Genomic DNA, 22,947 nt, shown 5'->3' on the forward strand with positions numbered 1-22,947 from the left:
AGGACATTCAAATGACCATTTTTGACAACTACGCCGCACGATACGAACGAACCAAAGAAGAAGAGATGTCCATGAAGGAGTATCTCGAGCTTTGCAAAAAAGACCGGCTGACGTACGCCAGCGCCGCCGAGCGCATGCTGGCAGCCATTGGCGAACCGACCTTGATCGACACGCGCAATGACACCCGGCTGTCGCGTATCTTTGCGAACAAGGTCATCAAGATTTATCCGGCGTTCCGCGAGTTCTACGGCACTGAGGAAGTGATCGAGCAAGTGGTGTCCTACTTCCGTCACGCCGCCCAGGGCCTGGAGGAACGCAAGCAAATACTGTATTTGCTTGGCCCGGTGGGTGGCGGTAAATCGTCGATTGCGGAAAAACTGAAGTCCTTGATGGAACATGTGCCTTTCTATTGCCTGAAAGGCTCGCCGGTGAATGAGTCGCCGCTTGGCCTGTTCAACGAAGAGGAAGACGGTGCGATCCTGGAAGAAGATTTCGGCATCCCGCGCCGCTACCTGCGCAATATTCCTTCGCCATGGGCGGTGAAACGCCTGCATGAATTCAATGGCGACATTAATCAGTTCCGCGTGGTCAAGCGCTACCCATCGGTGCTGAAACAGGTGGCCATCTCCAAGACCGAACCGGGCGACGAAAACAATCAGGATATTTCCTCGCTGGTCGGCAAGGTCGACATCCGCAAGCTGGAAGATTATTCGCAGGACGATCCGGACGCCTACAGCTACTCGGGCGGCCTGTGCCTGGCCAACCAGGGCCTGATGGAATTCGTCGAGATGTTCAAGGCCCCGATCAAGGTGCTGCACCCGCTGCTGACCGCCACCCAGGAGGGCAACTACAAGGGCACGGAAGGCTTTGGCGCGATTCCGTTCGACGGCATCGTGCTGGCGCACTCGAATGAGTCCGAATGGAAGTCCTTCAAGAACAACCGCAACAACGAGGCTTTCCTCGACCGTATCTACATCGTCAAAGTGCCGTACTGCCTGCGCGTGACCGATGAGATCAAGATTTACGACAAGCTGCTGTTCAATTCCTCGCTGTCGGCCGCGCCATGCGCGCCGGGCACCCTGCGCATGATGGCGCAGTTCGCCATCCTGTCGCGCCTGAAAGACCCGGAAAACTCCAGCATCTTCAGCAAGATGCTGGTGTACGACGGCGAAAACCTCAAGGACACCGACCCGAAAGCCAAGTCGATTCACGAATATGTGGACTATGCCGGCGTGGACGAGGGCATGAACGGGCTGTCGACGCGCTTCGCGTTCAAGATCCTGTCCAAGGTCTTCAACTTCGACAACACCGAAGTGGCGGCCAATCCGGTGCACCTGCTGTACGTGCTGGAGCAGCAGGTCGAGCGCGAGCAGTTCCCGCCCGAGCTGGAGCAAAAGTACTTCTCCTATATTAAGGAGCACCTGGCGCAGCGCTACGTGGAATTCATCGGCAAGGAAATCCAGACCGCTTATCTGGAATCGTATTCCGAGTACGGCCAGAATATCTTCGACCGCTACGTGACCTTTGCCGACTTCTGGATTCAGGATCAGGAATACCGCGATCCGGACACCGGCGAGAGCTTCGACCGCGAGTCGCTGAACAACGAGCTGGAAAAAATCGAGAAGCCGGCCGGCATCTCGAATCCGAAGGACTTCCGTAACGAGATCGTCAACTTCGGCCTGCGTGCGCGCGCCAACAACGGCGGCAAGAATCCGGCGTGGACCAGTTATGAGAAGTTCCGCACCGTGATCGAGAAGAAGATGTTCTCCAATACGGAGGAACTGCTGCCGGTGATTTCGTTCAACGCCAAGGCCAGCGCGGAAGACGCCAACAAGCACGCCGACTTCGTCGCCCGCATGGTGGAGAAAGGCTACACGGCCAAGCAAGTGCGCTTGCTGTGCGAATGGTATCTGCGCGTCAGGAAGTCGTCGTAATGCCTCGCCGCCCTCCGCGTGGGGGCGGTGGCCGTAAAACAGTTGCAGGAGGCATCTTTTGACTTACCTCATCGACCGTCGTTTGCAAGGCAAGAACAAGTCCGCGGTCAACCGCGAGCGCTTCTTGCGGCGTTACAAAGCCCAGATCAAGGACGCGGTGGGGCGCGCCATCAAAGGCCGCTCCATCACCGACGTTGAAAACGGCGAAAAGGTCTCCATCCCGGTCAAGGATGTGAGCGAGCCCTCGTTTGGCCACGCCCATGGCGGCATCTGGGAAGTGGTCAATCCCGGCAACCAGGAATACCTGAAAGGCGACCAGATCAACCGCCCCAAGGGCGGCGGCGGTTCCGGCCGCGGCAAGGCCGGCAATAGCGACCAGACCACCGAGGACGATTTCATCTTCGAGCTGTCGCGCGAAGAATTCATGAACTACTTCTTCGAGGACCTGGAACTGCCGCACATGGTCAAGACCCAGTTGACCGCCACCACCGATTTCAAGAACCAGCGCGCCGGCTACAACATGTCCGGCACGCCGTCCAACATCCACGTGCTGCGCTCCCTGCGCGGCGCCCTGGGCCGGCGCATCGCCGTCGGCGGCAACTCGCGCAAGCGCGTGATCGAGGCCGAACGGGAACTGGAAGAACTGCTGCTGGAAGGCGTGCCATTGCAGGACGCCCGCGTGGTCGAGCTGAAAAAGCTGATCCACCACCTGCACACCCGCCTGCTGGCGATTCCCTTCATCGATCCGTTCGACCTGCGCTACACCAACCGCGTCAAGGTGCCCAAGCCGATGACGCAGGCGGTGATGTTCTGCATCATGGACGTCTCCGGCTCCATGGACGAAACCCGCAAGGACACCGCCAAGCGCTTCTTCATCCTGCTCTACCTGTTCCTCAAGCGCGTGTACGACAAGATCGAGGTGGTGTTCATCCGCCATCACACGGCGGCGGCCGAGGTGGACGAGGAAGAATTCTTCCATTCGCGCGAATCGGGCGGCACGGTGGTGTCGTCGGCCCTGCACCTGCTGGACAAGATCATCGATGAACGCTTCGGCGCCGGCAGCTGGAACTCCTACGTGGCCCAGGCTTCCGACGGCGACAACTGGGACAACGACTCGGTGCTGTGCCGCCAGCTGCTGGTGAATACCATCATGCCCAAGGTGCAGTACTACACCTACGTCGAGATCACCGACGGTCCGCCGCAAAACCTGTGGGAGCAATATTCGCAAGTGCCGGATCACCATCAGCACTTCGCCATGCAGAAAATCGTCACGCCGGCGGATATCTACCCGGTGTTCCGCGAACTGTTCAAGAAGCAGCCGAAATAATCATGAACGACATGACGCAACCCAAGCCGAAGCATCCCAACGCCCTGCCGGAGCAATCCGAATGGACGTTCGAGCTGATCGAGCAGATACACCAGGAAATCCGCCGCGTGGCCGAGGGCTTCGGGCTGGATACCTATCCCAACCAGCTGGAGATCATCACCGCCGAGCAGATGATGGACGCCTACACCTCGGTCGGCATGCCGGTGTCCTACAACCACTGGTCCTTCGGCAAGCACTTCCTGAGTACCGAGAAAGGCTACAAGCGCGGGCAGATGGGCCTGGCCTACGAGATCGTCATCAACTCCAATCCGTGCATCGCCTACCTGATGGAGGAAAACAGCCTGACCATGCAGTCGCTGGTGATCGCGCACGCGGCGTATGGCCACAACTCCTTCTTCAAGGGGAACTACCTGTTCCGCACCTGGACCGATGCCGACGCCATCGTCGACTACATGGTGTTCGCCAAGAATTACATCGCCGAGTGCGAGCAGCGCCACGGCATCGACGCGGTCGAGCTGCTGCTGGACTCCTGCCACGCCATCCAGAACTACGGCGTCGACCGCTACAAGCGGCCGGCCAAGCTGTCCATGGCGCAGGAGCGCGCGCGCCAGAAGGAGCGCGAGGCTTATGTGCAGTCGCAGATCAACGAACTGTGGCGCACCCTGCCGCGGCGCGAGGAGGAGGAGGCCGAGCGCGTGGTTAAACGCTTTCCTCCCGAGCCGGAGGAAAACCTGCTGTACTTCATCGAGAAGTACGCGCCGCTGCTGGAACCGTGGCAGCGCGAGATGGTGCGCATCGTGCGCAAGATTTCCCAGTACTTCTACCCGCAGCGCCAGACCCAGGTGATGAACGAGGGCTGGGCCACCTTCTGGCACTACACCATCCTCAACCAGTTGTACGACGAGGGCGTGGTGGGCGACGGCTTCATGATGGAATTCCTGAAGAGCCATACCAACGTGGTCTACCAGCCGCCGGTCAACAGCCCCTACTACAGCGGCATCAACCCGTACGCGCTGGGCTTCGCCATGATGACCGACATCCGCCGCATCTGCGAGAACCCGACCGACGAGGACCGCGAATGGTTCCCCGACATCGCCGGTAGCGACTGGCGCAAGACGCTGGACTTCGCCATGCGCAATTTCAAGGACGAGAGCTTCATCGCCCAATACCTGTCGCCCAAGCTGATACGCGAGTTCCACTTCTTTGCCGTGCTGGACGACGACAACAATGAAAAGCTCAGCGTCTCGGCCATCCACGACGACCTCGGCTACCGATACGTGCGCCAGCAGCTTGCAGAACAATATAATCTGGGGAACCGTGAGCCCAATATCCAGGTCTGGTCGGTCAATACCCAGGACGACCGCGCGCTGACCCTGCGCCACAGCCAGTTCCAGCGCCGTCCGCTCAACCAGCAGGCGGGCGAAGTGCTCAAGCACGTCGCCCGCCTATGGGGCTTCGACGTCCACCTGGAAACCGTGGGCCCTACCGGCGAAGTCGTCAGCACGCTGGAAGTAAAACGGGAGAAACGCGGCCGCACGCCCTGAGCCAACATATATATAAGGCTTTCGCAATGCCGTCCTGACTCAGGCACGGCTCTTGCAAGGTCCAAACCGGGGGTGGCGGACAGGCGTCATCCCCGGTTTTTTCGTTGAAGGCACGGCGCGCGATGGAAGTCAATATTTTTTTCGTTAAACTTGCAGGGGACCGCGCGCCATAATTTCATCAAAGAAACATTTACGGCCAAATTATCAACTGTTGGTAGTAAAATTACCGGGATAAAATTCCGTTTTTGGCCTTAAGGGAAAACTAAGTAACGTCGTGGTGCGATCGCGCCCAAAAATGCGCCGGACAGTGTTGCCGATTGGGCCAGAACGGTGCAAAGTGAGCGCTACCATATAGGAAAACCCTATGAAATTTAACCGGTTTTAGGGATGAAAATTCTATGTAAAATCAAGAATTCGTATGTATAATTCGCCGACGTCCCGGATGCGGCTGTTGTTTTGTGTCGCCATTTTGGGGTTTAAGTAGCACCAAAGAGAGTTGGTATTGGAGAAAGCAGGCATGAATTTCACGCACAACGAAAAAAGCACCGGGAAGAACTTTACAGGCATCACAATTGTCGTTTTGTTGCACATCCTGGTTGCTTATGGGATCGTGACGGGCTTGGGAAAACGTCTGGTGGCCAAAATGGTCGCACCAGTGGAGACCAAGATCATTGAGGAGGTTAAACCTCCTCCACCAAAGGAACTCCCACCACCGCCACCTCCGCCAGAGATGAAGGCACCACCACCGCCTTTCATCCCGCCAGTTGAGGTGAACGTGCAGCAGCCGCCACCGCCGAACAACACGATCGCTAACGCGACCAACGTGAAGCCGGCGACGACCGAGATCCAGAAGGCACCGCCGGCACCGCCGGCAGCGCCTCCGGGCCCGGCGAAAACCGGTGTGCGCACTGCGGCAGTGGTTGACTTCAGCACTTGCGCCAAGCCGGAATGGCCGAAGTCGTCGCTGCGTAACGAAGAAACCGGTACCGTCCAGCTGTCGTTCCTGATCGCAGCCGACGGTCGCGTGGCGGATTCGAAAGTTGTGAAATCGAGTGGCTTTAGAGATCTGGATAAAGCTGCGGTCGCTGGTATCACGAAGTGCCGTTTCAAACCGGCCACCGTGGACGGCGTACCACAAGAGGGCTGGCAGCAGATGCAATACGTCTGGACGCTGGAGTAAAACCGAGACAAACCATCGTCTCACTGAGTAATTTCGTTGTCATTACGCCAGCGATCTGATTATTTTATCAATTTGGAGGAAGCATGTTTAAGAATACCCGTTTGTCCGCTGTACTGGCCGCTGTGCTGTTCTCGGTGACCGCAGCCACCGCCCTGGTGAGCGCCCCTGCCTTCGCGCAAGAGCAAGCCTCGGCCGCCGCTTCGGCTCCAGCAGCTGCTCCAGCAGCGGATGCGGCAGCAGCACCTGCGCCAGCAGCGGAAGCGCCAGCAGCACCAGCAGCTCACGGTGGTAAAGAAGAAGTGGAAAACCCATACGGCTTCGCCGCGGTCTGGGAAGCCGGCTTCGTGTCGCGCGGCACCCTGATCATCCTGTCGCTGATGTCGATGGGCTCGTGGTACATCATCATCACCAAGCTGATCGACCAGACCAAGATCTTCAAACAGTCGAAAGAAACCTCGGCCAAGTTCTGGAAAGCCTCGTCGATCGCCGCTGGTTCGGCTACCCTGACCGAAGGTTCGCCATTCCGCTTCATCGCTGAAACCGGCACCAAGGCCACCGCGCACCACGACGGCGCCCTGCTGGAACAAATCGACCTGTCGACCTGGGTGACCATGTCGATCCAACGCGCTGTTGACAAAGTTCAATCGCGTCTGCAAGACGGCCTGTCGTTCCTGGCAACCGTGGGTTCGACCGCACCGTTCATCGGTCTGTTCGGTACCGTTTGGGGTATTTACAATGCGCTGATCGCCATCGGCATGTCGGGTAACGCCTCGATCGACAAAGTGGCAGGTCCGGTGGGTGAAGCACTGATCATGACCGCGTTCGGTCTGTTTGTGGCGGTTCCAGCCGTTCTGGGTTACAACTGGCTGGTGCGTCGTAACAAGTCGGCAATGGAAGACGTGCGTGCTTTCTCGGCTGACGTTCACTCGGTGCTGATCTCGGGCGCAATGTCGACCGCAACCGGCTCCAAAAAAGTAGGCTAATTCACCATGTCCATGTCCGTAGGCTCCGAGAGCGGAGACGAAGATCAAGTCATGTCGGAAATCAACACGACGCCCCTCGTGGACATCATGTTGGTTCTGCTGATTATCTTCCTGATCACGAGCCCGGTTGTTCTGAAGCTGATCAAGATCAAGCTGCCAGAGGAAACCAACCAGGTTATCCAGACCAAGCCTGAAGACGTCAACATCGTTGTCAGCAAAGATGGCGACATCTACTGGAATCAGCGCAAAATGCGCGATGCCAATGAGCTGTTCGACAATCTGAAGGTGGAAGCTGTGAAATTGCCTCAGCCGGAAGTACACGTACGTGGTGACCAGGAAACCAAGTACGAAGCGATCGGCAAGGTTATTTACACTACCCAGCGTGCTGGTATTCAGAAGGTCGGCTTCATCACCGAACCGCCTGATAAGGGTTAATTCCCGACAGTGCATCGCAGGCCTGTAGTTCAGGCCTGCCCTTCTAAAAAGGAAATATTCATGAGTATGAGTGTCGGCTCTCCATCCGCAGGCGCGGATCCGGAACCAATGATGGAAATGAATATGACGCCCCTCATCGACGTGATGCTGGTGCTGATTATCATGATGATCATTACGATTCCGAAGGCCAACCATTCGGTCAACCTGAACATGCCGGTCGGCACCCCGCCACCGCCAACCAAGGAACCAGTGGTCATTACGATTGACGTCGACTTCGACGGTACGATTCTGTGGGATAACGCCGTCGTTCCTGACCGCGGCACCCTGGAAGCCAAGCTGACCGAAGTTGCAGCGCAAGCTGACCAGCCGGAAGTGCATCTGCGTCCGAACAAGCTGGTGTCGTACAAGGTCGTAGCAGGCGTGATGGCTTCGGCTCAACGTCTGGGCGTGACCAAGATTGGTCTGGTCGGTAACGAACAGTTCCAATAATCAGTCCATGTACAATAATAGGCAGGACCATCCTGCCTATTTTCGTTTTTTGATGAAAGAAAACCCACCCATGTCCAAGTTTCGTCTCGCTCATCTCGGCCTGGTAATGGCCGCTATTGGTTTTACTGCAGCAGCCCCTATCGCAGGTTTCTCGTCGGTCGCCTACGCAGCAGAAACGGTGCGCGCAGAAATCGGCAAACCATTGCAAGAAGCACAGAAACTGGCCGCGGCCGGCAAGAACAAGGAAGCACTTGCCAAACTGAAAGAAACCGACGCAGTCGGCGGCAAATCCGCCAACGAAATGTACCTGATCGAACGTACCCGCGCCTCGGCCGCGGTTGCTGCCGGCGACAACGACGCCGCCGCCAAAGCCTTCGAATACGTGATCAACTCCGGCAAGCTGTCGCCTGCCGAATCCGCCAAATTCTCGGAAGCCCTGGCCGGCATTTACTACCGCGCCAAGGACTACAACAAGGCCGTGACCTGGTTCCAGCGCGTGCTGAAAGACAACCCAAACAACACCGCGGCCCACGAATATATCGTGCAGATCCTGTACACCTCGGGTAAGTACGCCGAGGCAGCCAAGGAACTGCAAGCCACCAAAAACCTGAGCGAAAGCCAGCTGGGCATGCTGGCCAACATCCAGCTGAAGCAGAACGACAAGGCCGGCTACGTGCAGACCCTGGAAAAGCTGGCCGGTTCCTACCCGAAACCAAACTACTGGACCGACCTGCTGAACCGCGTGTCGGGCAAGCCAGGCTTCTCGTCGACGCTGGCACTGGACGTGCTGCGTCTGCGCCTGGTCAACGGCCTGCTGAGCAAGCCGGGTGAATACATGGAAATGAGCCAGCTGGCCCTGCAAGCGGGCAATCCGGCCGAAGCCATCAAGATCATCGACCAGGGCTACAAAAAAGGCGCCCTGGGCACCGGCAGCGACGCCGCCCGCCACCAGCGTCTGAAAGACCTGGCCGCCAAGACCCAGACCGAGTTCGACGCCAAGCTGGCCGCAACCCAGGCTGAAGCGGAAAAAGCCAAGGACGCCGACGCCCTGGCCAACCTGGGCTACGCCCTGGTTTCGGAGGGCAAGGCTGAGAAAGGCCTGCCGCTGATCGAACAGGCTGTGAAGCTGGGCACCGGCCGCAATCCGGAAGCCATCAAGCTGCACCTGGGTATCGCCCAGAACATCGCCGGCAAGAAACCCGCCGCGCTGAACACCCTGAAATCGGTCAAAGGCACGGACGGCACCGCCGACCTGGCCCGCTACTGGACCCTGAACATCAACCGTCCGATGTAATTCGGATAGGCTGATACCGAAAGCGCTGTCCGGTCCGCCGGCAGCGCTTTTTTTTCGCTTTGAGGGTTTGCCCGTATAATCCCTTATTTGCGATAGTTTTCCCCAGATTCCCATGAAGGTATTTCGAGGTCTACCCAATGCGGCGGCGCGTGCGCCCTGCGCGCTCACGATCGGCAATTTTGACGGCGTCCACCTCGGCCACCAGGCCTTGCTGGCCCGCGTGCGCGCAGCCGCCGACCGGCTTGGGCTGGAAGCGGCCGTGATGACCTTCGAACCGCATCCGCGCGAATTCTTCGCCCAGAAATCCGGCGACCTGTCGAAAGCCCCGGCCCGCATCGCCAACCTGCGCGACAAGCTGCAATCGCTGTCCGACAACGGCATCGACCGCGTCATCGTCGAACACTTTTCCTCGTCCTTCGCCGCCCTGACGCCGCAGCAATTCACCGAGAAGGTGCTGGTCGAAGGCCTGCACGTCAAATGGCTGATGGTCGGCGACGACTTCTGCTACGGCGCCCGCCGCGCCGGCAATGTGCAAATGCTGCTGGAAGCCGGCCAGCAATACGGCTTCCACGTCGAGACCCTGCCGACCGTGATGAACGGCAGTACCCGCATCTCCTCCTCCGCCGTGCGCGCCGCGCTCAGCGAAGGCGACTTCCCCCACGCCGAAGCGCTGCTGGGCCACCCGTACGCCATCTCCGGCCACGTGATCCACGGCCAGAAACTGGGCCGCACGCTGGGCTTCCCGACCCTGAACCTGCGCGTGCCGCACCGCCCCGCGCTGTCGGGCATCTTCATCGTGCAGGTGCACGGCCTGAGCGAGCAGCCGCTGCCCGCCGTGGCCAGCCTGGGCGTGCGCCCCACCGTCGACGACAGCGGGCGTGTGCTGCTGGAAGTGCATATCTTCGATTTCGCCCAGAACTGCTACGGCAAACAGGTGCGCGTGGAGTTCCTGCAAAAGATCCGCGACGAGGAAAAATACATCGACCTGCCGACGCTGACGGCCGCCATCCACCGCGACGCCGACATCGCCCGCGCCTTCTTCGCCAAGCGCGCCACCGACCGAATTTGACCGCGCGATCAGCTACGAGCGCCGGCTACACAGAATCTACCGAATACATACACTGAACGCATACCATGTCCGATAACAAACCAGCAAAGAAGCCAGAGAGTAAATACCCGGTCAACATGACCGAAACCCCGTTCCCGATGCGCGGCGATATGGCCAAGCGCGAGCCGAACTGGATCAAGCAATGGCAAGACAAGAAAATCTACGAGCGCGTGCGCAAGGCGGCCGCCGGCCGTCCTAAATTCATCCTGCACGACGGTCCGCCGTACGCCAACGGCGACATCCACATCGGCCACGCCGTCAACAAGATCCTGAAGGACATGGTGGTCAAGGCCCGCACCCTGGCCGGCTACGACGCGCCTTACGTGCCGGGCTGGGATTGCCACGGCATGCCGATCGAGATCCAGATCGAAAAACAATACGGCAAGAACCTGCCGACCGGCGAAGTGCTGACCAAGGCGCGCGCCTACGCGCACGAACAGGTCGAGCGCCAGCGCAAGGACTTCATCCGCCTGGGCGTGCTGGGCGAATGGCAGAACCCTTACCTGACCATGAACTACTCCAACGAGGCCGACGAACTGCGCGCCCTCGGCAAGCTGCTGGAAAAAGGCTACGTCTACCGCGGCCTGAAGCCGGTCAACTGGTGCTTCGACTGTCAGTCGGCACTGGCCGAAGCGGAAGTGGAGTACAAGGACAAGCGCGATCCGGCCATCGACGTCGGCTTCAAGTTCGCCGATACCGCCAAACTGGCGCAAATCTTCAACCTGGACAAACTGCCGACCGATAACGGCTTCCTGGTGATCTGGACCACCACGCCGTGGACCATCCCGTCCAACCAGGCGTTGAACGTGCATCCGGAAGTGATCTACTCGCTGGTGCAGACCGAGCGCGATGGCCAGCCGCTGCTGCTGATCCTGGCGCAGGATCTGGTGGAATCCTGCCTGGCGCGCTACAAGCTGGAAGGCACCACCATCGGCACCTGCCATGGCGCGGCGTTTGATGGCGTGAGCTTCCGCCACCCGCTGTACGCGGCCGATCCGTTCTACGACCGCCTGTCGCCGGTGTACATGGCCGACTACGTGACCACCGACAGCGGCACCGGTATCGTGCACTCGGCGCCAGCCTACGGCCTGGACGACTTTATCTCGTGCCGCGCGCACGGCATGAAGGACGACAGCATCCTGACCCCGGTGATGGGCGACGGCAAATACGCCTCCACCCTGCCGCTGTTCGGCGGCATGACCATCTGGGACGCGTCGAAACCGATCTGCAACGCGCTGAAGGAAGCCGGCGCCCTGTTCGAGCTGAAGATGTTCGACCACAGCTACATGCACTGCTGGCGCCACAAATCGCCGATCATCTACCGCGCCACCTCGCAGTGGTTCGCGGGCATGGACGCGCATCCGAAAGACGGCGGCCCTACCCTGCGCCAGACCGCGTTGAAAGGCATCGAAGAGACCCAGTTCTTCCCGGACTGGGGCAAGGCGCGCCTGCACGGCATGATCGCCAACCGTCCTGACTGGACCCTGTCGCGCCAGCGTCAATGGGGCGTGCCGATGGCCTTCGTCGTCCACAAGGAAACCGGCGCGCTGCACCCGCGCACCCCGGAACTGCTGGAACAAGTGGCTCAGTTGATCGAAAAAGAAGGCATCGCCGCCTGGCAGTCGCTCGACCTGAAAGACCTGATCGGCGACGAAGCGTCCATGTACATCAAGAACAAGGACACGCTGGACGTGTGGTTCGATTCCGGCACCACTCACCAGACCGTGCTGCGCGGCTCGCACAAGGAGCAATCGGCCTTCCCTGCCGACCTGTATCTGGAAGGTTCGGACCAGCACCGCGGCTGGTTCCACTCCTCGCTGCTGACCTCCTCCATGCTGAACGGCGCCCCGCCGTACAAGGCGCTGCTGACCCACGGCTTCGTGGTCGATGGCGAAGGCAAGAAGATGTCCAAGTCGATCGGCAACACCGTCGCGCCACAGGACGTATGGAACAAGCTGGGCGCCGACATGCTGCGCCTGTGGGTGGCCTCGACCGACTACACCGGCGAGCTGTCGATCTCCGACGAGATCCTCAAGCGCGTGACCGAGTCGTATCGCCGCATCCGCAACACCCTGCGCTTCCTGCTGGCCAACCTGTCGGACTTCGACTACGCCAAGGACGCCGTGCCGGTGGCCGAGCTGCTGGAGATCGACCGCTACGCCATCGCCAACATGGCGGCGCTGCAAAAGGAAATCGAAGCGCACTACATGCAGTATGAATTCCAGCCGGTGACCTCCAAGCTGCAAAACTACTGCTCGGAAGACCTGGGCGGCTTCTATCTGGACATCCTGAAGGACCGCCTGTACACCACCGGCGTGACCTCGCAGGCGCGCCGCTCGGCGCAGACGGCGCTGTACCACCTGACGCAAAGCCTGCTGCGCCTGATGGCGCCCGCGCTGTCCTTCACCGCCGAGGAGGCATGGGAAATCTTCGCCGGCGCCGAAGGCTGGAAAGCCAGCGACGAAACCATCTTCACCCAGACCTGGTGGCAACTGCCGGAACTGGCCGACGCCGACGCCCTGCTGGTCAAGTACAGCGCCCTGCGCACCGTGCGTACCGACGTCACCAAGCAGCTGGAAGACCTGCGCACCTCGGGCGCGATCGGCTCGTCGCTGCAAGCGGAATTGAGCATCAAGGCCGCCGGCGACAAGTTCAAGGTGCTGGCAAGCCTGGAGGATGATCTGAAGTTCATCTTCATCACCTCGCTGGCGTCGGTGAGCGAAGTGGCGACCGAGGCGGAAGAAGCGGTCAACGTGGCGGCATCCAGGGCCGAGAAGTGCGAGCGTTGCTGGCACTACCGCGCCGACGTGGGCGCGCACGCGGACCATCCGACCCTGTGCGGCCGCTGCCACAGCAACCTGTTTGGTGCGGGCGAAAAACGCAAGTTCGCTTAAGATACAGCGCCGCTCCCGCGCAAGCGGGAGCTCCTGCTGACGTAACTAGATAACTCATGGCCACCAAAAAAATCTTCCCGACCAAATCCTCGTCCAGCTTGACGCCGTGGCTGGGCATCGCCGCCCTCGTCATCCTGATCGACCAGCTGACCAAGATCACCATCACCAAGACCTTCCAGCTGGGCGAAGAAAAATTCATCACTTCGTTCTTCAACCTGGTGCTGGCCTATAACAAGGGCGCGGCTTTCAGCTTCCTGAGCGATAGCGGCGGCTGGCAGCGTTACTTCTTTACCGCCATCGGCCTGATCGCCGCCGCCGTCATCATCTACCTGCTGAAGAAAAACGGCAGCCAGCGCATGTTCGCATGGGCGCTGTCGCTGATCCTGGGCGGCGCGCTGGGCAACGTCATCGACCGCCTGCTGTACGGCCACGTGGTCGACTTCCTCGACTTCCACTGGCGCGGTCTGGGCCACTTCCCGGCGTTCAACGTCGCCGATTCGGCCATCTGCATCGGCGCAGGCCTGTTCATCCTCGACGAACTGCGCCGGGTGAACAAATAAGCGGAGCAGCATCATGATGGAATTGACTGGTAAAAAAATCGTCCTCGGCCTGTCCGGCGGCGTGGCCTGCTACAAGGCCGCGGAGCTGTGCCGCGCCTTCACCAAGGCCGGCGCTTCGGTGCAGGTGGTGATGACCGAAGCGGCCACCCACTTCATCACGGCCGTCACCATGCAGGCGCTGTCCGGCCGCGCCGTGTACACCGACCAGTGGGACCCGCGCGTCAACAACAACATGGCCCACATCGACGTCACGCGCGATGCGGACGCCATCATCATCGCGCCCTGCTCGGCGGACTTCATCCGCAAGCTGGCGCACGGCGCCTGCGACGACCTGCTGTCGACCATGTGCGTGGCCCGCCCGCGCAATGTGCCGCTGCTGATCGCGCCGGCCATGAACGTGGAGATGTGGCAGAACCCCGCCACCCAGCGCAACGTGCAAACGCTGCGCGACGACGGCATCACCATCTTCGGCCCGGCGGCCGGCGACCAGGCTTGCGGCGAAGTGGGCCTGGGCCGCATGCTGGAACCGGAACAGCTGCTGGAAGAAGTGATCGCGGCGTTCCAGCCGAAAGTATTGGCGGGCAAGCGCATCATGATTACCGCCGGTCCGACCTTCGAGCCGATCGACCCGGTACGCGGCATCACCAATCTGTCCTCGGGCAAGATGGGCTATGCCGTGGCGCGCGCCGCGCGCGAAGCCGGCGCCGAAGTGGTGCTGGTGTCCGGCCCTGTCACGCTGCCGGTGCCGTTCGGCGTGCAGCGCATCAGCGTGCAGAGCGCGCAGCAGATGTACGACGCGGTGATGGCCGATGTCGATCATCAGCACATCTTCATCGCCGTGGCGGCGGTGGCCGACTGGCGCATCGCTAACTCAAGCGAACAAAAACTGAAGAAGAACCCCGACGGCACCGCGCCCGACCTCAAGTTCGAGCAGAACCCGGACATCCTCGCCACCGTGGCGGCCCGCACCAACCTGGCCGGCCACCCCTACTGCGTGGGCTTTGCCGCCGAGTCGGAAAACCTGGTGCAGTTCGGCGCCGACAAGCGCGAGAAAAAAGGCATTCCGCTGCTGGTCGGGAACATCGGCCACCACACCTTCGGCCAGGACGACAACACCATCATCCTGTTCGACGAAAACGGTCACACCATCCTGCCGCGCGCCGACAAACTGACGCTGGCGCGCCAACTGATTTCGGAGATTTCGAAACGCATCTCCCAACACTCCTTGTTCGCTAAATAAATGAAAAACGTAGACGTTAAAATCCTTGACCCGCGCATGAAAGAACAGCTGCCGGCCTACGCCACGCCAGGATCGGCGGGGCTGGACCTGCGCGCCTGCATCGATGCGCCGATGGTGATCGAAGCCGGCCAGACCGTGCTGATTCCAACCGGCCTGGCGATTCACATCGCCGATCCGGGCTATGCCGCCATGATCCTGCCGCGCAGTGGCATGGGCCATAAAAACGGCATCGTGCTGGGTAATCTGGTAGGCTTGATCGACTCCGACTATCAGGGCCAGTTGATGGTGTCGACCTGGAACCGCGGCCATAGCGCCTTCACGCTGCAACCGATGGAACGCCTGGCGCAACTGATCATCGTACCGGTACTGCAAGTCGGCTTTAATGTAGTTGAAGAATTCGACACCAGCGAACGCGGCGCCGGCGGTTTCGGCAGCACTGGCAAACACTAAAAATGGAGACGGAGCACAGGGATGAACAAGACGCATAAATTTGGCACACTCTCCCTGATTGCGGCGGCCTCGCTGCTATCCGCCTGCTCCACCTTCCAATCCCAGCCGGCCGCGCCGGAACCCGCGCTGGCGGTGGTCAGCAGCGTGACCGAAGCGCCGCCGGTGGTCACCGCCAAGATGGCCGCCGCGCGCCAGCAACTGAGCCAGATGGTGGCCTTGCAGGATCGCCTGTACCGCATCGCCGGCCCCCTGCTGATCAACAACGCCGATCTGTGCCGCACGCAGGCGCGCAATCTGCTCGGCTTCACCGCCAAGAACAAATACTCCTACACCGGCGAATTCGTCGACGCCGCGCAAGCGGTGCTGAACTACGGCGACCGCCTGGAAGTGGCCAGCGTGCTGTCCGGCAGCGGCGCCGCGCGCGCCGGCCTGCGCAAGGGCGACGCACTGGTGGCGGCCAACGGCAAGGTGCTGCCGATCGGCGCCAACGCCGAAACGCTGGCCGCCGGCATCCTCGGCCCGCTGGCCAGCAGCAGCCAGTCGCTCGATTTGACGGTGGCGCGCGGCGGCAGCAACCAGCAGCTCAAGGTGCCGGTCACGCGCGCCTGCGCCTTCAAGATTGACATCGGCAACTCGGACAACATCAACGCTTACTCCGACGGCCAGCGCGTGATGATCACGCGCGGCATGGTCAACTTCGCGCAGAGCGACGAGGCGATTGCCTACGTGCTGGCCAAGGACATCGCCCACAATGTGCTGGGCCACGCCGCCATCACCAAGCAGGCTTACACGGTGGGCAGCATCATCGACAACCTGGTGGGGGTGCGCCCCGACCTGTCGATGTTGATCGGCACCGCCGGCGTGAAGCCGATGCCGCAGGATCTCGACGGCGCGGCCGACTATCTGTCGCTGTACATGGTGGCGCGCGCCGGCTACAGCATCGAAGGCGCGCGCGCTTTCTGGCAGCGTCTCGCCAACCAGTATCCGGCCACGGTACTGAACGGCTACACCGCCAACCACCCGGCCGTGTCGCACCGCCTGATGGTGATCGACAAAACCGTCGCCGAAATCCGCAGCAAGCAAGCGGCCAAGCGGCCACTGGTTCCTTGAGGAGAACGCCATGCACAAGCCGGCCCTGATCGCAATCGCATTGATGTTGACGGCCGGCTGGGCACAGGCGGCGCAATGGATGAAGGTGGGCGGCAGCAGCGGCAACCTCTTCTACATCGACAAGGCCAGCGTGATCAAGACCGACAAGACGCGCAAGGTGTGGTCGATGCAAAGCTATGGCCGCGCGCAGAAGACACCGGAGGGCAAGTTGTATCGCTCGGTGAAGATGCTGCATGTGTACGCGTGCGAGGAGCACACCACCACCCTGCTGGCACAGGTCTACTACCCGGAAGCCATGGGCAAGGGCGAGCCGGTGGAGAACTACAAGTTCGAGAAATTCAACCCGGAAGACATCGTGCCGGACAGCGCCTTCGACAGCGCGCTGGAAGCCGCCTGCAAGATCTAATTCGGGAAGTTGGGGAAGACCGTCGCCATCAGCCAGGTCAGGCCGGCGCAAATCAATACAGCGAAAATCAGCACCACCAGCAGGCGGCCGAATTTGGGTGAACCGTCGTCTTCCTTCTGAGGCATATCCGTTCCCTGCAAGATTGGCATCGGCGTAGTATATTCCATCCATGGACTCTATCGACCTCGAAGTTTTGAAAACCAGCGCCGCGTGGATCGCGTCCGGGCGCCGCTGCGAGCTGATCACCGTCATCAAGACCTGGGGCTCCAGTCCGCGCCCCATTGGCGCCACGCTGGCCATCTGCGAGGACGGCACGGTGATCGGCTCCGTCTCGGGCGGCTGCATCGAGGACGACCTGATCGCGCGCGTGCGCAACGAGGGCATCAGCCGCACTGTTCCCGACATCGTCAGCTACGGTATCACCGCCGACGAGGCCCATCGTTTCGGCCTGCCTTGCGGTGGGACCATTGAGTTGTCGATCGAGCCGCTGTCGGCGCGCAGCCGTATTGCCGAGCTGCTGGAGCGGCTGGAGCGCCATGAGCTGGTGCAGCGCCGCGTGGACCTTCACAGCGGTGAAGTGGAATTGTCGCGCGCGGCGCCCGGGGCGCAGCTGCAAATCAGCGAACAAGCCATGGTCACCATCCACGGCCCGCGCTGGCGGCTGCTGATCATCGGTGCGGGGCAGTTGTCGCGCTTTCTGGCGCAGATTGCGCTGGCCATGGACTACAGCGTGATCGTTTGCGATCCGCGCGAAGAATACCGCGCCGGCTGGCATGTGGACGGCGTGCAGCTGGTGCACGAGATGCCGGACGATGTGGTGATCGACATGAAGCTGGACCGCCGCAGCGCGGTGGTGGCGCTGACGCACGATCCCAAGCTGGACGATCTGGCCTTGATGGAGGCGTTGAAATCGGACGCTTTCTACGTCGGCACGATTGGCTCGCGCCTGAACAACAGCAAGCGCCGCGAGCGATTGCTGGAATTCGATCTGACGCCGGAACAGCTGGCGCGCCTGCACGGACCGATCGGCCTGTACATCGGCAGCAAGACGCCGTCGGAAATCGCCATCTCGATATTGGCCGAGATGACCGCGATCAAAAACGGCGTGCCGACCAACCTGATCGTGCCGCACGCCGCCGCGCCGACCAAAGCCGGCGACGCTGTCTGCGTAGTGGACAGCGGCGCGGTTTAGCCGCAACGAATTCAAAAGCAAGAATCGGCTAGCGTCTCCGGCCACGCTGGCGGACAATACATCTTTTACCGGAAACGCCATGAGCACCGCCAACCTACTTCGCCTGATCCTGCTGGCCGCCATCTGGGGCGGCTCCTTCCTCTTCATGCGCATCGCCGCACCGGTGCTGGGCGCCGCGGTGCTGATCGAATACCGCGTGCTGTTCGCCGCCGTCTTCCTGGCCGTGATCGGCGTGTTCCTGAAAAAATCACTGGACCTGAAACAGAACTGGAAACACTACTTCATCCTCGGCCTGTTCAACTCCGCCCTGCCCTTCCTGATGTTCGCCTTCGCGGCGCGCACCCTGTCGGCCTCCGTGCTGGCGGTGCTGAACGCCACCACACCGCTGTGGGGCACATTGATCGCGGCGGTGTGGTCGCGCACCATGGTCAGCGGCAAAGTGATGATTGGCCTTGCGCTGGGCACCCTCGGCGTGGCACTGCTGGTGGGCTTCGACCACGTCAGCTCCAAGCCGGGCGCCGGCATCGCGATCGCGGCCGTGCTGTTCGCCTCCTTCAACTACGGCATCGCCAGCAACTACGCCAAGCAGGCCAGGACGGTGGAACCGTTCGCCAACGCCCACGGCTCCATGTGGACCTCGGCGCTGATGGTGCTGCCGGTGGTACCCTTCTTCCCTGCGCCGGGCGAGCCAACCGTCGGCATCATGGGCGCGGTGATTGCGCTGGGCGTGTTGTGCAGCGGCGTGGCTTACCTGATCTACTTCCGTTTGATCCAGGACGTCGGCCCGTCGTCAGCGCTGACCGTGACCTTCCTTAGCCCGTTGTTCGGCATCCTGTGGGGTGTGATGTTCCTCGGCGAGACCGTCGGCTGGTACACCTTTGCCGGCGCCGCCATCGTCATCACCGGCACCGCGCTGGTGACCGGCTTCCGCCCGAGCTTTAGCCTCAAAGCGCGCGTGGCATGAAACCCTACACGCTCGAACTGCCGGCCGACTACCGCCTGCAGGATGTATTGGCCTTCCACCGCCGCGACGCCGAAAGCATCGCCGAGGAAGTCAGCGCCGAGCGGCTGCGCAAAGGCGTGCTGCTGGACGGCGTGCCGGTCGTCCTCGACATCACGCTGCCGCCCGCCGCCGCGGCAGCCAACGCCGCCGCGGTAACGCCCCCTGCCAAGCGCGCGGCCGCAACGGCCGCGACGCCAGCCAGCATCGCCACTGTCGCCGTCCGCGCCGACGCTCCACTGCGCGCCGCCGGCCAACAGGAGGCACACGACGCCGTGCTGAACATCCTTGGCCTGCGCATCGATCCCGCAGCATTCAGCGCCTTCGTGAAAAAGGACAAACTGTTCGGCGCACTGGCGCGCAAGCAGCCCGGCTTGCGCATCGTCCAATCGGCCACAGTATTTGAAGCGCTGACCTGGGCCATCATCGGCCAGCAAATCAACCTCTCATTCGCGATCGCCCTGCGCCGCACCTTCATCCTACTGGCCGGCCGCCAGCACAGCAGCGGCCTATGGTGCTACCCCGACGCCAGCAGCGCGGCCACATTGACAGTGGACGACCTCACCAGCCGCAAATTCTCCCGCGCCAAAGCCGAAACCTTGCTGCGCCTCGCAAAGCTGGTGGCAGATGGCGAACTGCGGCTGCATCTCGCCGCCGACAACAGCATCGAACAGATCTCCGCCGCCCTGCTGGCCGTCAAAGGCATCGGCCCGTGGACCGTCAACTACGGCCTGCTGCGCGGTTACGGCTACGCCGACTGCTCCCTGCACGGCGACGTCGCCGTGCGCGCCGCCCTGCAAACCCTGCTCGGCGACGACGAACGCCCCGACATCAAACGCACCGAAGAAATCCTGGCCCGCTACAGTCCCCACCGCACCATGGCCGCCGCCCACCTGTGGGCCAGCCTGCACCCACGCGACTAAATTCCGCTTGAACCTGACGTAACGTCAGGGTTTACGATCCGCTGCATCAATGGAGGATCGCTATGAGCTGGATTGAAAAACTTCTACCACCGCGCATCAAAGGCGGGGCCGCACGGCAAGCCATCCCTGCCGGCCTGTGGATCAAATGTCCCGAATGCGACGCGGTGCTCTACCGCGCCGACCTCGAATCCAACCTGCACGTCTGTCCCAAATGCAGCCACCACATGCGCATCAGCGCGCGCGCCCGCCTCGACGCGTTGCTCGACCAGGGGGGCCGCCACGAAATCGGACAGGAAGTGCTGCCGGTCGACACGCTCAAATTCAAAGGCAGCAAAAGCTACACGGAGCGCCTCAAATCCGCTATGGAAGCCACCGGCGAAACCGACGCCCTGATCGTCATCGGCGGCGCCATCCTGTCCGTGCCGGTGGTGGTGGCGTGCTTCGAATTCAACTTCATGGGTGGCTCCATGGGCTCCGTGGTGGGTGAGCGTTTCGTGCGCGGCGTGCAGACGGCCATCGACCAGCATGTTCCCTTCATCTGCATCACCGCCAGCGGCGGCGCGCGCATGCAGGAAGGCCTGATGTCGCTGATGCAGATGGCGAAGACCACCGCCATGCTGGCCAGACTGGCGGAGAAAAAACTGCCCTTCATCTCCGTGCTGACCGATCCGACTTCCGGCGGCATCTCGGCCTCGTTCTGCTTCCTGGGCGACCTGGTGATCGCCGAACCGAAAGCGCTGATCGCCTTCACCGGCGCGCGCGTCATCAAAAGCACGCTGGGCGTCACCCTGCCCGAGGGCTACCAGCGGCCCGAGTTTCTGCTGGAACGCGGCGCCATCGACATGATCGTCGACCGCCGCGAGATGCGTGCCGAACTGGCGGCCTTGCTGGCGCTGTTACTGGACCTCCCACGCGATGCGGTGGCGTGAAGTACACTAGTGCGCATGACTGCACTGAAAATTGGCGAACTGGCGGCGCGCTCCGGCCTCACCGTGCGCGCGCTGCACCACTACGACAGCATCGGCCTTCTGACGCCATCGGCGCGCGCCGATTCCGGATATCGTTTATATAGCCGCGACGACGTCGCGCGCCTGCACCAGATACAGGCGCTGCGCAAATTCGGCATGTCGCTGGCCGACATCGGCACCTTCCTCGCCAGTCCCGACGCGCCGTTTGCCGACATCGTCGCGCAGCAGATCGATGCGCTGAACCGCCAGATCACGCAAGCGACCACACTGCGCGAACAACTCTCGCAACTGCAAAAGCAAATGAGCGGCGGCGACAAGCCAGCATTGGAAGACTGGCTCTCCACGCTGGAGCACATGCACCTGTACGAACAATACTTCTCGCAAGACGAATTGCGCCGCCTGCCGTTCTGGCAGCGCGACGCTCGCCGCAACCAGGCATGGGGGACGCTGGTGCGGGAAGTCCACGAAGCCATGGCGCACAAGCTGCCCACAGCCGATCCGCGCGCCGGCGCACTTGCCCAACGCTGGATGCGGATGCTGGAGCAAGACACAGGCGGCGATCCCGAATTCGCCTGGCGCATGACATCCATGTTGGAACAAGAAGACTCCGCACAACGGCTCACGCGCATCACGCCGGAACTCAAGCAATACGTCGGCGAAGCGTTCAGCGAATACCGGCTGGCGTTGTACGCCAAATACCTGAACGCGGAAGAAGTGCAGCACATGCGCGAACATGGGGGCCGGCATTTCCGCGAATGGATGGAACTGATCGTCGCCGTGCACAAGCACATCGCCAGCGGTGCACCGGCGAGCGATCCCACATCACAGGCGCTGGCATGCGAATGGCTACGCCTGTTCCGCCTGCGCGTCGGCGACGATCCGGCCACGCTGGCGCGCATCAGGACGGCGCACGAGCGCGAGCCGGCGCTGCTGCAAGGCACCTGGGTCAGTGCCGCCATGCTCGACTACATCCGCGCCGCCGCCTCCTGATTACTACGGCCGAGCAGCCAACAACCCAAATTCCGCAAGGTCGGTGAAGCTGCTGTCGCCATTATTGGCCGTGATGTTGAGCCGATAGTAGCGATAGGAAGCCGGCGTCGCGACCGCATAGTTTTTCAGCTGGAGGCGCCCGGTGAACGTCTGGTTGCTTTGCGCATCGAGCGTGGTCCAGCTGACGCCATCATTGGAGCCCTGGAACTGCCAGTCCTTCGGATCGCGCTCGACCTTGTCGCCGGAGCTGATGACCGTGTAGCGCTGCACTGTCTCCGTGTGGCCGAGGTCATACCGCAGCCAGCCCGTCACGCCCGAGTAGAACCATTGCGTCGCCGAGTTCTGGTCGAATGCATGCCTGGCGTTGCCCGGGTTGTTGGCGCTGTCGTTGGCGCTGCCTCCGGTGGCGACGTTCACCAGCGGATGAACCGGCGTGGCGCTGTCCTCCGGCGAACCGGCGCTGGCGCCGGCGGCATTGGCCGCCGTGACCGTGTAGTAGTAGGTCATGCCATTGGTCACCGACGTGTCGGTATAGCTGCTGCCGGTGACCTGCGGCGCGATAGTCGTGTACGGGCCGCCGCTGAAGGTGGAGCGCATGACCGCGTAGCTGGTGGCGCCGGATGACTCCTGCCAGCGCAGCGGGACGGCGCCATCGCCCGGCGCGGCCAGCAGGGCGGCCGGCGCCGCCGGGATGACGGCTGGCGCCGCACCGTCGCCGCCGGTGATCTGGACGTTGCTGAAGACGGAGCGATTCAGCGTGCCGTTGGCCACCGAGGAAACCACCAACCCGACATAGTCCGGTCTGAATAATTCAAATTCTGCCGGCACCCAGCAGCCAATGTACGCCTGGACTGGAGGGCACATCCGACACAGTGGCCTTGTCCCGGCGCAAGGGGCGGCACAACGCTAATCGCAGCAGG

Annotated in this window: 22 protein-coding genes; 20 read left to right on the plus strand and 2 right to left on the minus strand. The window is 61.6% G+C overall.

Annotated features, from left to right (window positions below):
- Positions 1-11 precede the first annotated feature (11 nt).
- From GM676_RS22200 to GM676_RS22270, 15 genes are all read left to right on the plus strand, one after another.
- A complete protein-coding gene (locus GM676_RS22200) occupies positions 12-1,934 on the plus strand; it encodes a PrkA family serine protein kinase (protein ID WP_155466149.1) in 1,923 nt (640 codons plus the stop codon).
- Between the two features lie 58 nt (positions 1,935-1,992).
- Positions 1,993-3,261, plus strand: a complete 1,269-nt coding sequence (locus GM676_RS22205) for a YeaH/YhbH family protein (RefSeq protein ID WP_155466150.1) — start codon at positions 1,993-1,995, stop codon at positions 3,259-3,261.
- 2 nt (positions 3,262-3,263) lie between these two features.
- Complete coding sequence (locus GM676_RS22210; protein ID WP_155466151.1) at positions 3,264-4,805, plus strand: SpoVR family protein; 1,542 nt, start codon at positions 3,264-3,266, stop codon at positions 4,803-4,805.
- A 517-nt stretch (positions 4,806-5,322) separates the two neighbouring features.
- Entirely contained in the window at positions 5,323-5,985 is a 663-nt protein-coding gene (locus tag GM676_RS22215; protein ID WP_155466152.1) for an energy transducer TonB, read from the plus strand.
- An 83-nt stretch (positions 5,986-6,068) separates the two neighbouring features.
- Positions 6,069-6,968: a MotA/TolQ/ExbB proton channel family protein gene (locus tag GM676_RS22220; RefSeq protein ID WP_211923277.1), complete on the plus strand. Its 900-nt coding sequence runs from the start codon at positions 6,069-6,071 to the stop codon at positions 6,966-6,968.
- Positions 6,969-6,974: 6 nt separating this feature from the next.
- Complete coding sequence (locus GM676_RS22225) at positions 6,975-7,403, plus strand: ExbD/TolR family protein (RefSeq protein WP_155466153.1); 429 nt, start codon at positions 6,975-6,977, stop codon at positions 7,401-7,403.
- 60 nt (positions 7,404-7,463) lie between these two features.
- Positions 7,464-7,892 carry an ExbD/TolR family protein gene (locus tag GM676_RS22230; protein ID WP_211923278.1) on the plus strand — a complete coding sequence of 143 codons (429 nt, stop codon included), beginning with the start codon at positions 7,464-7,466 and terminating at the stop codon, positions 7,890-7,892.
- A gap of 106 nt (positions 7,893-7,998) precedes the next feature.
- Positions 7,999-9,186, plus strand: coding sequence for a tetratricopeptide repeat protein (locus GM676_RS22235; protein ID WP_170304342.1), 1,188 nt, complete (start codon positions 7,999-8,001; stop codon positions 9,184-9,186).
- A 112-nt stretch (positions 9,187-9,298) separates the two neighbouring features.
- The gene (locus GM676_RS22240) at positions 9,299-10,255 is read left to right on the plus strand and encodes a bifunctional riboflavin kinase/FAD synthetase (protein ID WP_155466155.1); all 957 of its coding nucleotides are present in this window, start codon (positions 9,299-9,301) and stop codon (positions 10,253-10,255) included.
- 65 nt (positions 10,256-10,320) lie between these two features.
- Positions 10,321-13,188 (plus strand): isoleucine--tRNA ligase, encoded by a 2,868-nt coding sequence (gene ileS / locus GM676_RS22245; RefSeq protein ID WP_155466156.1) that lies wholly within the window; start codon positions 10,321-10,323, stop codon positions 13,186-13,188.
- Positions 13,189-13,244: 56 nt separating this feature from the next.
- Positions 13,245-13,748, plus strand: coding sequence for a signal peptidase II (gene lspA / locus GM676_RS22250; protein WP_155466157.1), 504 nt, complete (start codon positions 13,245-13,247; stop codon positions 13,746-13,748).
- Between the two features lie 16 nt (positions 13,749-13,764).
- Positions 13,765-14,988 carry a bifunctional phosphopantothenoylcysteine decarboxylase/phosphopantothenate--cysteine ligase CoaBC gene (gene coaBC, locus GM676_RS22255; RefSeq protein WP_211923279.1) on the plus strand — a complete coding sequence of 408 codons (1,224 nt, stop codon included), beginning with the start codon at positions 13,765-13,767 and terminating at the stop codon, positions 14,986-14,988.
- Complete coding sequence (gene dut / locus GM676_RS22260; protein WP_155466159.1) at positions 14,989-15,438, plus strand: dUTP diphosphatase; 450 nt, start codon at positions 14,989-14,991, stop codon at positions 15,436-15,438.
- Between the two features lie 21 nt (positions 15,439-15,459).
- Positions 15,460-16,548 (plus strand): M48 family metallopeptidase, encoded by a 1,089-nt coding sequence (locus GM676_RS22265; protein WP_155466160.1) that lies wholly within the window; start codon positions 15,460-15,462, stop codon positions 16,546-16,548.
- A gap of 10 nt (positions 16,549-16,558) precedes the next feature.
- Entirely contained in the window at positions 16,559-16,954 is a 396-nt protein-coding gene (locus GM676_RS22270) for a surface-adhesin E family protein (RefSeq protein WP_155466161.1), read from the plus strand.
- On the opposite strand, the gene GM676_RS32635 is transcribed toward GM676_RS22270, so the two are convergent.
- Positions 16,951-17,079 carry a hypothetical protein gene (locus tag GM676_RS32635; protein ID WP_267875662.1) on the minus strand — a complete coding sequence of 43 codons (129 nt, stop codon included), beginning with the start codon at positions 17,077-17,079 and terminating at the stop codon, positions 16,951-16,953. The genes GM676_RS22270 and GM676_RS32635 overlap by 4 nt on opposite strands.
- 44 nt (positions 17,080-17,123) lie before the next feature.
- Between GM676_RS32635 and GM676_RS22275 the strand changes: the two genes are divergently transcribed.
- The 5 genes from GM676_RS22275 to GM676_RS22295 all read left to right on the plus strand — a co-directional run bounded on the left by GM676_RS22275 (position 17,124) and on the right by GM676_RS22295 (position 22,027).
- Positions 17,124-18,146: an XdhC family protein gene (locus GM676_RS22275; protein WP_155466162.1), complete on the plus strand. Its 1,023-nt coding sequence runs from the start codon at positions 17,124-17,126 to the stop codon at positions 18,144-18,146.
- Positions 18,147-18,225: 79 nt separating this feature from the next.
- On the plus strand, positions 18,226-19,110 hold the full coding sequence (locus tag GM676_RS22280) for a DMT family transporter (RefSeq protein ID WP_155466163.1): 885 nt from the start codon (positions 18,226-18,228) through the stop codon (positions 19,108-19,110).
- Positions 19,107-20,069 (plus strand): DNA-3-methyladenine glycosylase 2, encoded by a 963-nt coding sequence (locus GM676_RS22285; RefSeq protein WP_155466164.1) that lies wholly within the window; start codon positions 19,107-19,109, stop codon positions 20,067-20,069. The genes GM676_RS22280 and GM676_RS22285 overlap by 4 nt, the downstream gene beginning before the upstream one ends.
- A 62-nt stretch (positions 20,070-20,131) precedes the next feature.
- Positions 20,132-20,998 carry an acetyl-CoA carboxylase, carboxyltransferase subunit beta gene (gene accD / locus GM676_RS22290; RefSeq protein WP_155466165.1) on the plus strand — a complete coding sequence of 289 codons (867 nt, stop codon included), beginning with the start codon at positions 20,132-20,134 and terminating at the stop codon, positions 20,996-20,998.
- 15 nt (positions 20,999-21,013) lie between these two features.
- Positions 21,014-22,027, plus strand: a complete 1,014-nt coding sequence (locus GM676_RS22295) for a MerR family transcriptional regulator (protein WP_155466166.1) — start codon at positions 21,014-21,016, stop codon at positions 22,025-22,027.
- Between the two features lie 3 nt (positions 22,028-22,030).
- Here GM676_RS22295 and GM676_RS22300 read toward each other — a convergent pair whose 3' ends face one another.
- Positions 22,031-22,810 carry a discoidin domain-containing protein gene (locus tag GM676_RS22300; protein WP_371866341.1) on the minus strand — a complete coding sequence of 260 codons (780 nt, stop codon included), beginning with the start codon at positions 22,808-22,810 and terminating at the stop codon, positions 22,031-22,033.
- Positions 22,811-22,947 lie beyond the last annotated feature (137 nt).

The organism is Duganella radicis, from assembly GCF_009720825.1.
GTDB lineage: Bacteria > Pseudomonadota > Gammaproteobacteria > Burkholderiales > Burkholderiaceae_D > Rugamonas > Rugamonas radicis.

Excerpts from the sequence above, each read along its gene's own strand:
- accD (WP_155466165.1), top strand. The coding sequence starts at position 20,132 with ATGAGCTGGATTGAAAAACTTCTACCACCGCGCATCAAAGGCGGGGCC.
- lspA (WP_155466157.1), top strand. The coding sequence starts at position 13,245 with ATGGCCACCAAAAAAATCTTCCCGACCAAATCCTCGTCCAGCTTGACG.
- GM676_RS32635 (WP_267875662.1), bottom strand. The coding sequence starts at position 17,079 with ATGCCTCAGAAGGAAGACGACGGTTCACCCAAATTCGGCCGCCTGCTG.
- GM676_RS22220 (WP_211923277.1), top strand. The coding sequence starts at position 6,069 with ATGTTTAAGAATACCCGTTTGTCCGCTGTACTGGCCGCTGTGCTGTTC.
- GM676_RS22200 (WP_155466149.1), top strand. The coding sequence starts at position 12 with ATGACCATTTTTGACAACTACGCCGCACGATACGAACGAACCAAAGAA.
- GM676_RS22230 (WP_211923278.1), top strand. The coding sequence starts at position 7,464 with ATGAGTATGAGTGTCGGCTCTCCATCCGCAGGCGCGGATCCGGAACCA.
- ileS (WP_155466156.1), top strand. The coding sequence starts at position 10,321 with ATGTCCGATAACAAACCAGCAAAGAAGCCAGAGAGTAAATACCCGGTC.
- dut (WP_155466159.1), top strand. The coding sequence starts at position 14,989 with ATGAAAAACGTAGACGTTAAAATCCTTGACCCGCGCATGAAAGAACAG.
- GM676_RS22270 (WP_155466161.1), top strand. The coding sequence starts at position 16,559 with ATGCACAAGCCGGCCCTGATCGCAATCGCATTGATGTTGACGGCCGGC.
- GM676_RS22235 (WP_170304342.1), top strand. The coding sequence starts at position 7,999 with ATGGCCGCTATTGGTTTTACTGCAGCAGCCCCTATCGCAGGTTTCTCG.
- GM676_RS22265 (WP_155466160.1), top strand. The coding sequence starts at position 15,460 with ATGAACAAGACGCATAAATTTGGCACACTCTCCCTGATTGCGGCGGCC.
- GM676_RS22240 (WP_155466155.1), top strand. The coding sequence starts at position 9,299 with ATGAAGGTATTTCGAGGTCTACCCAATGCGGCGGCGCGTGCGCCCTGC.
- coaBC (WP_211923279.1), top strand. The coding sequence starts at position 13,765 with ATGGAATTGACTGGTAAAAAAATCGTCCTCGGCCTGTCCGGCGGCGTG.
- GM676_RS22280 (WP_155466163.1), top strand. The coding sequence starts at position 18,226 with ATGAGCACCGCCAACCTACTTCGCCTGATCCTGCTGGCCGCCATCTGG.
- GM676_RS22210 (WP_155466151.1), top strand. The coding sequence starts at position 3,264 with ATGAACGACATGACGCAACCCAAGCCGAAGCATCCCAACGCCCTGCCG.
- GM676_RS22275 (WP_155466162.1), top strand. The coding sequence starts at position 17,124 with ATGGACTCTATCGACCTCGAAGTTTTGAAAACCAGCGCCGCGTGGATC.
- GM676_RS22215 (WP_155466152.1), top strand. The coding sequence starts at position 5,323 with ATGAATTTCACGCACAACGAAAAAAGCACCGGGAAGAACTTTACAGGC.
- GM676_RS22285 (WP_155466164.1), top strand. The coding sequence starts at position 19,107 with ATGAAACCCTACACGCTCGAACTGCCGGCCGACTACCGCCTGCAGGAT.
- GM676_RS22295 (WP_155466166.1), top strand. The coding sequence starts at position 21,014 with ATGACTGCACTGAAAATTGGCGAACTGGCGGCGCGCTCCGGCCTCACC.
- GM676_RS22225 (WP_155466153.1), top strand. The coding sequence starts at position 6,975 with ATGTCCATGTCCGTAGGCTCCGAGAGCGGAGACGAAGATCAAGTCATG.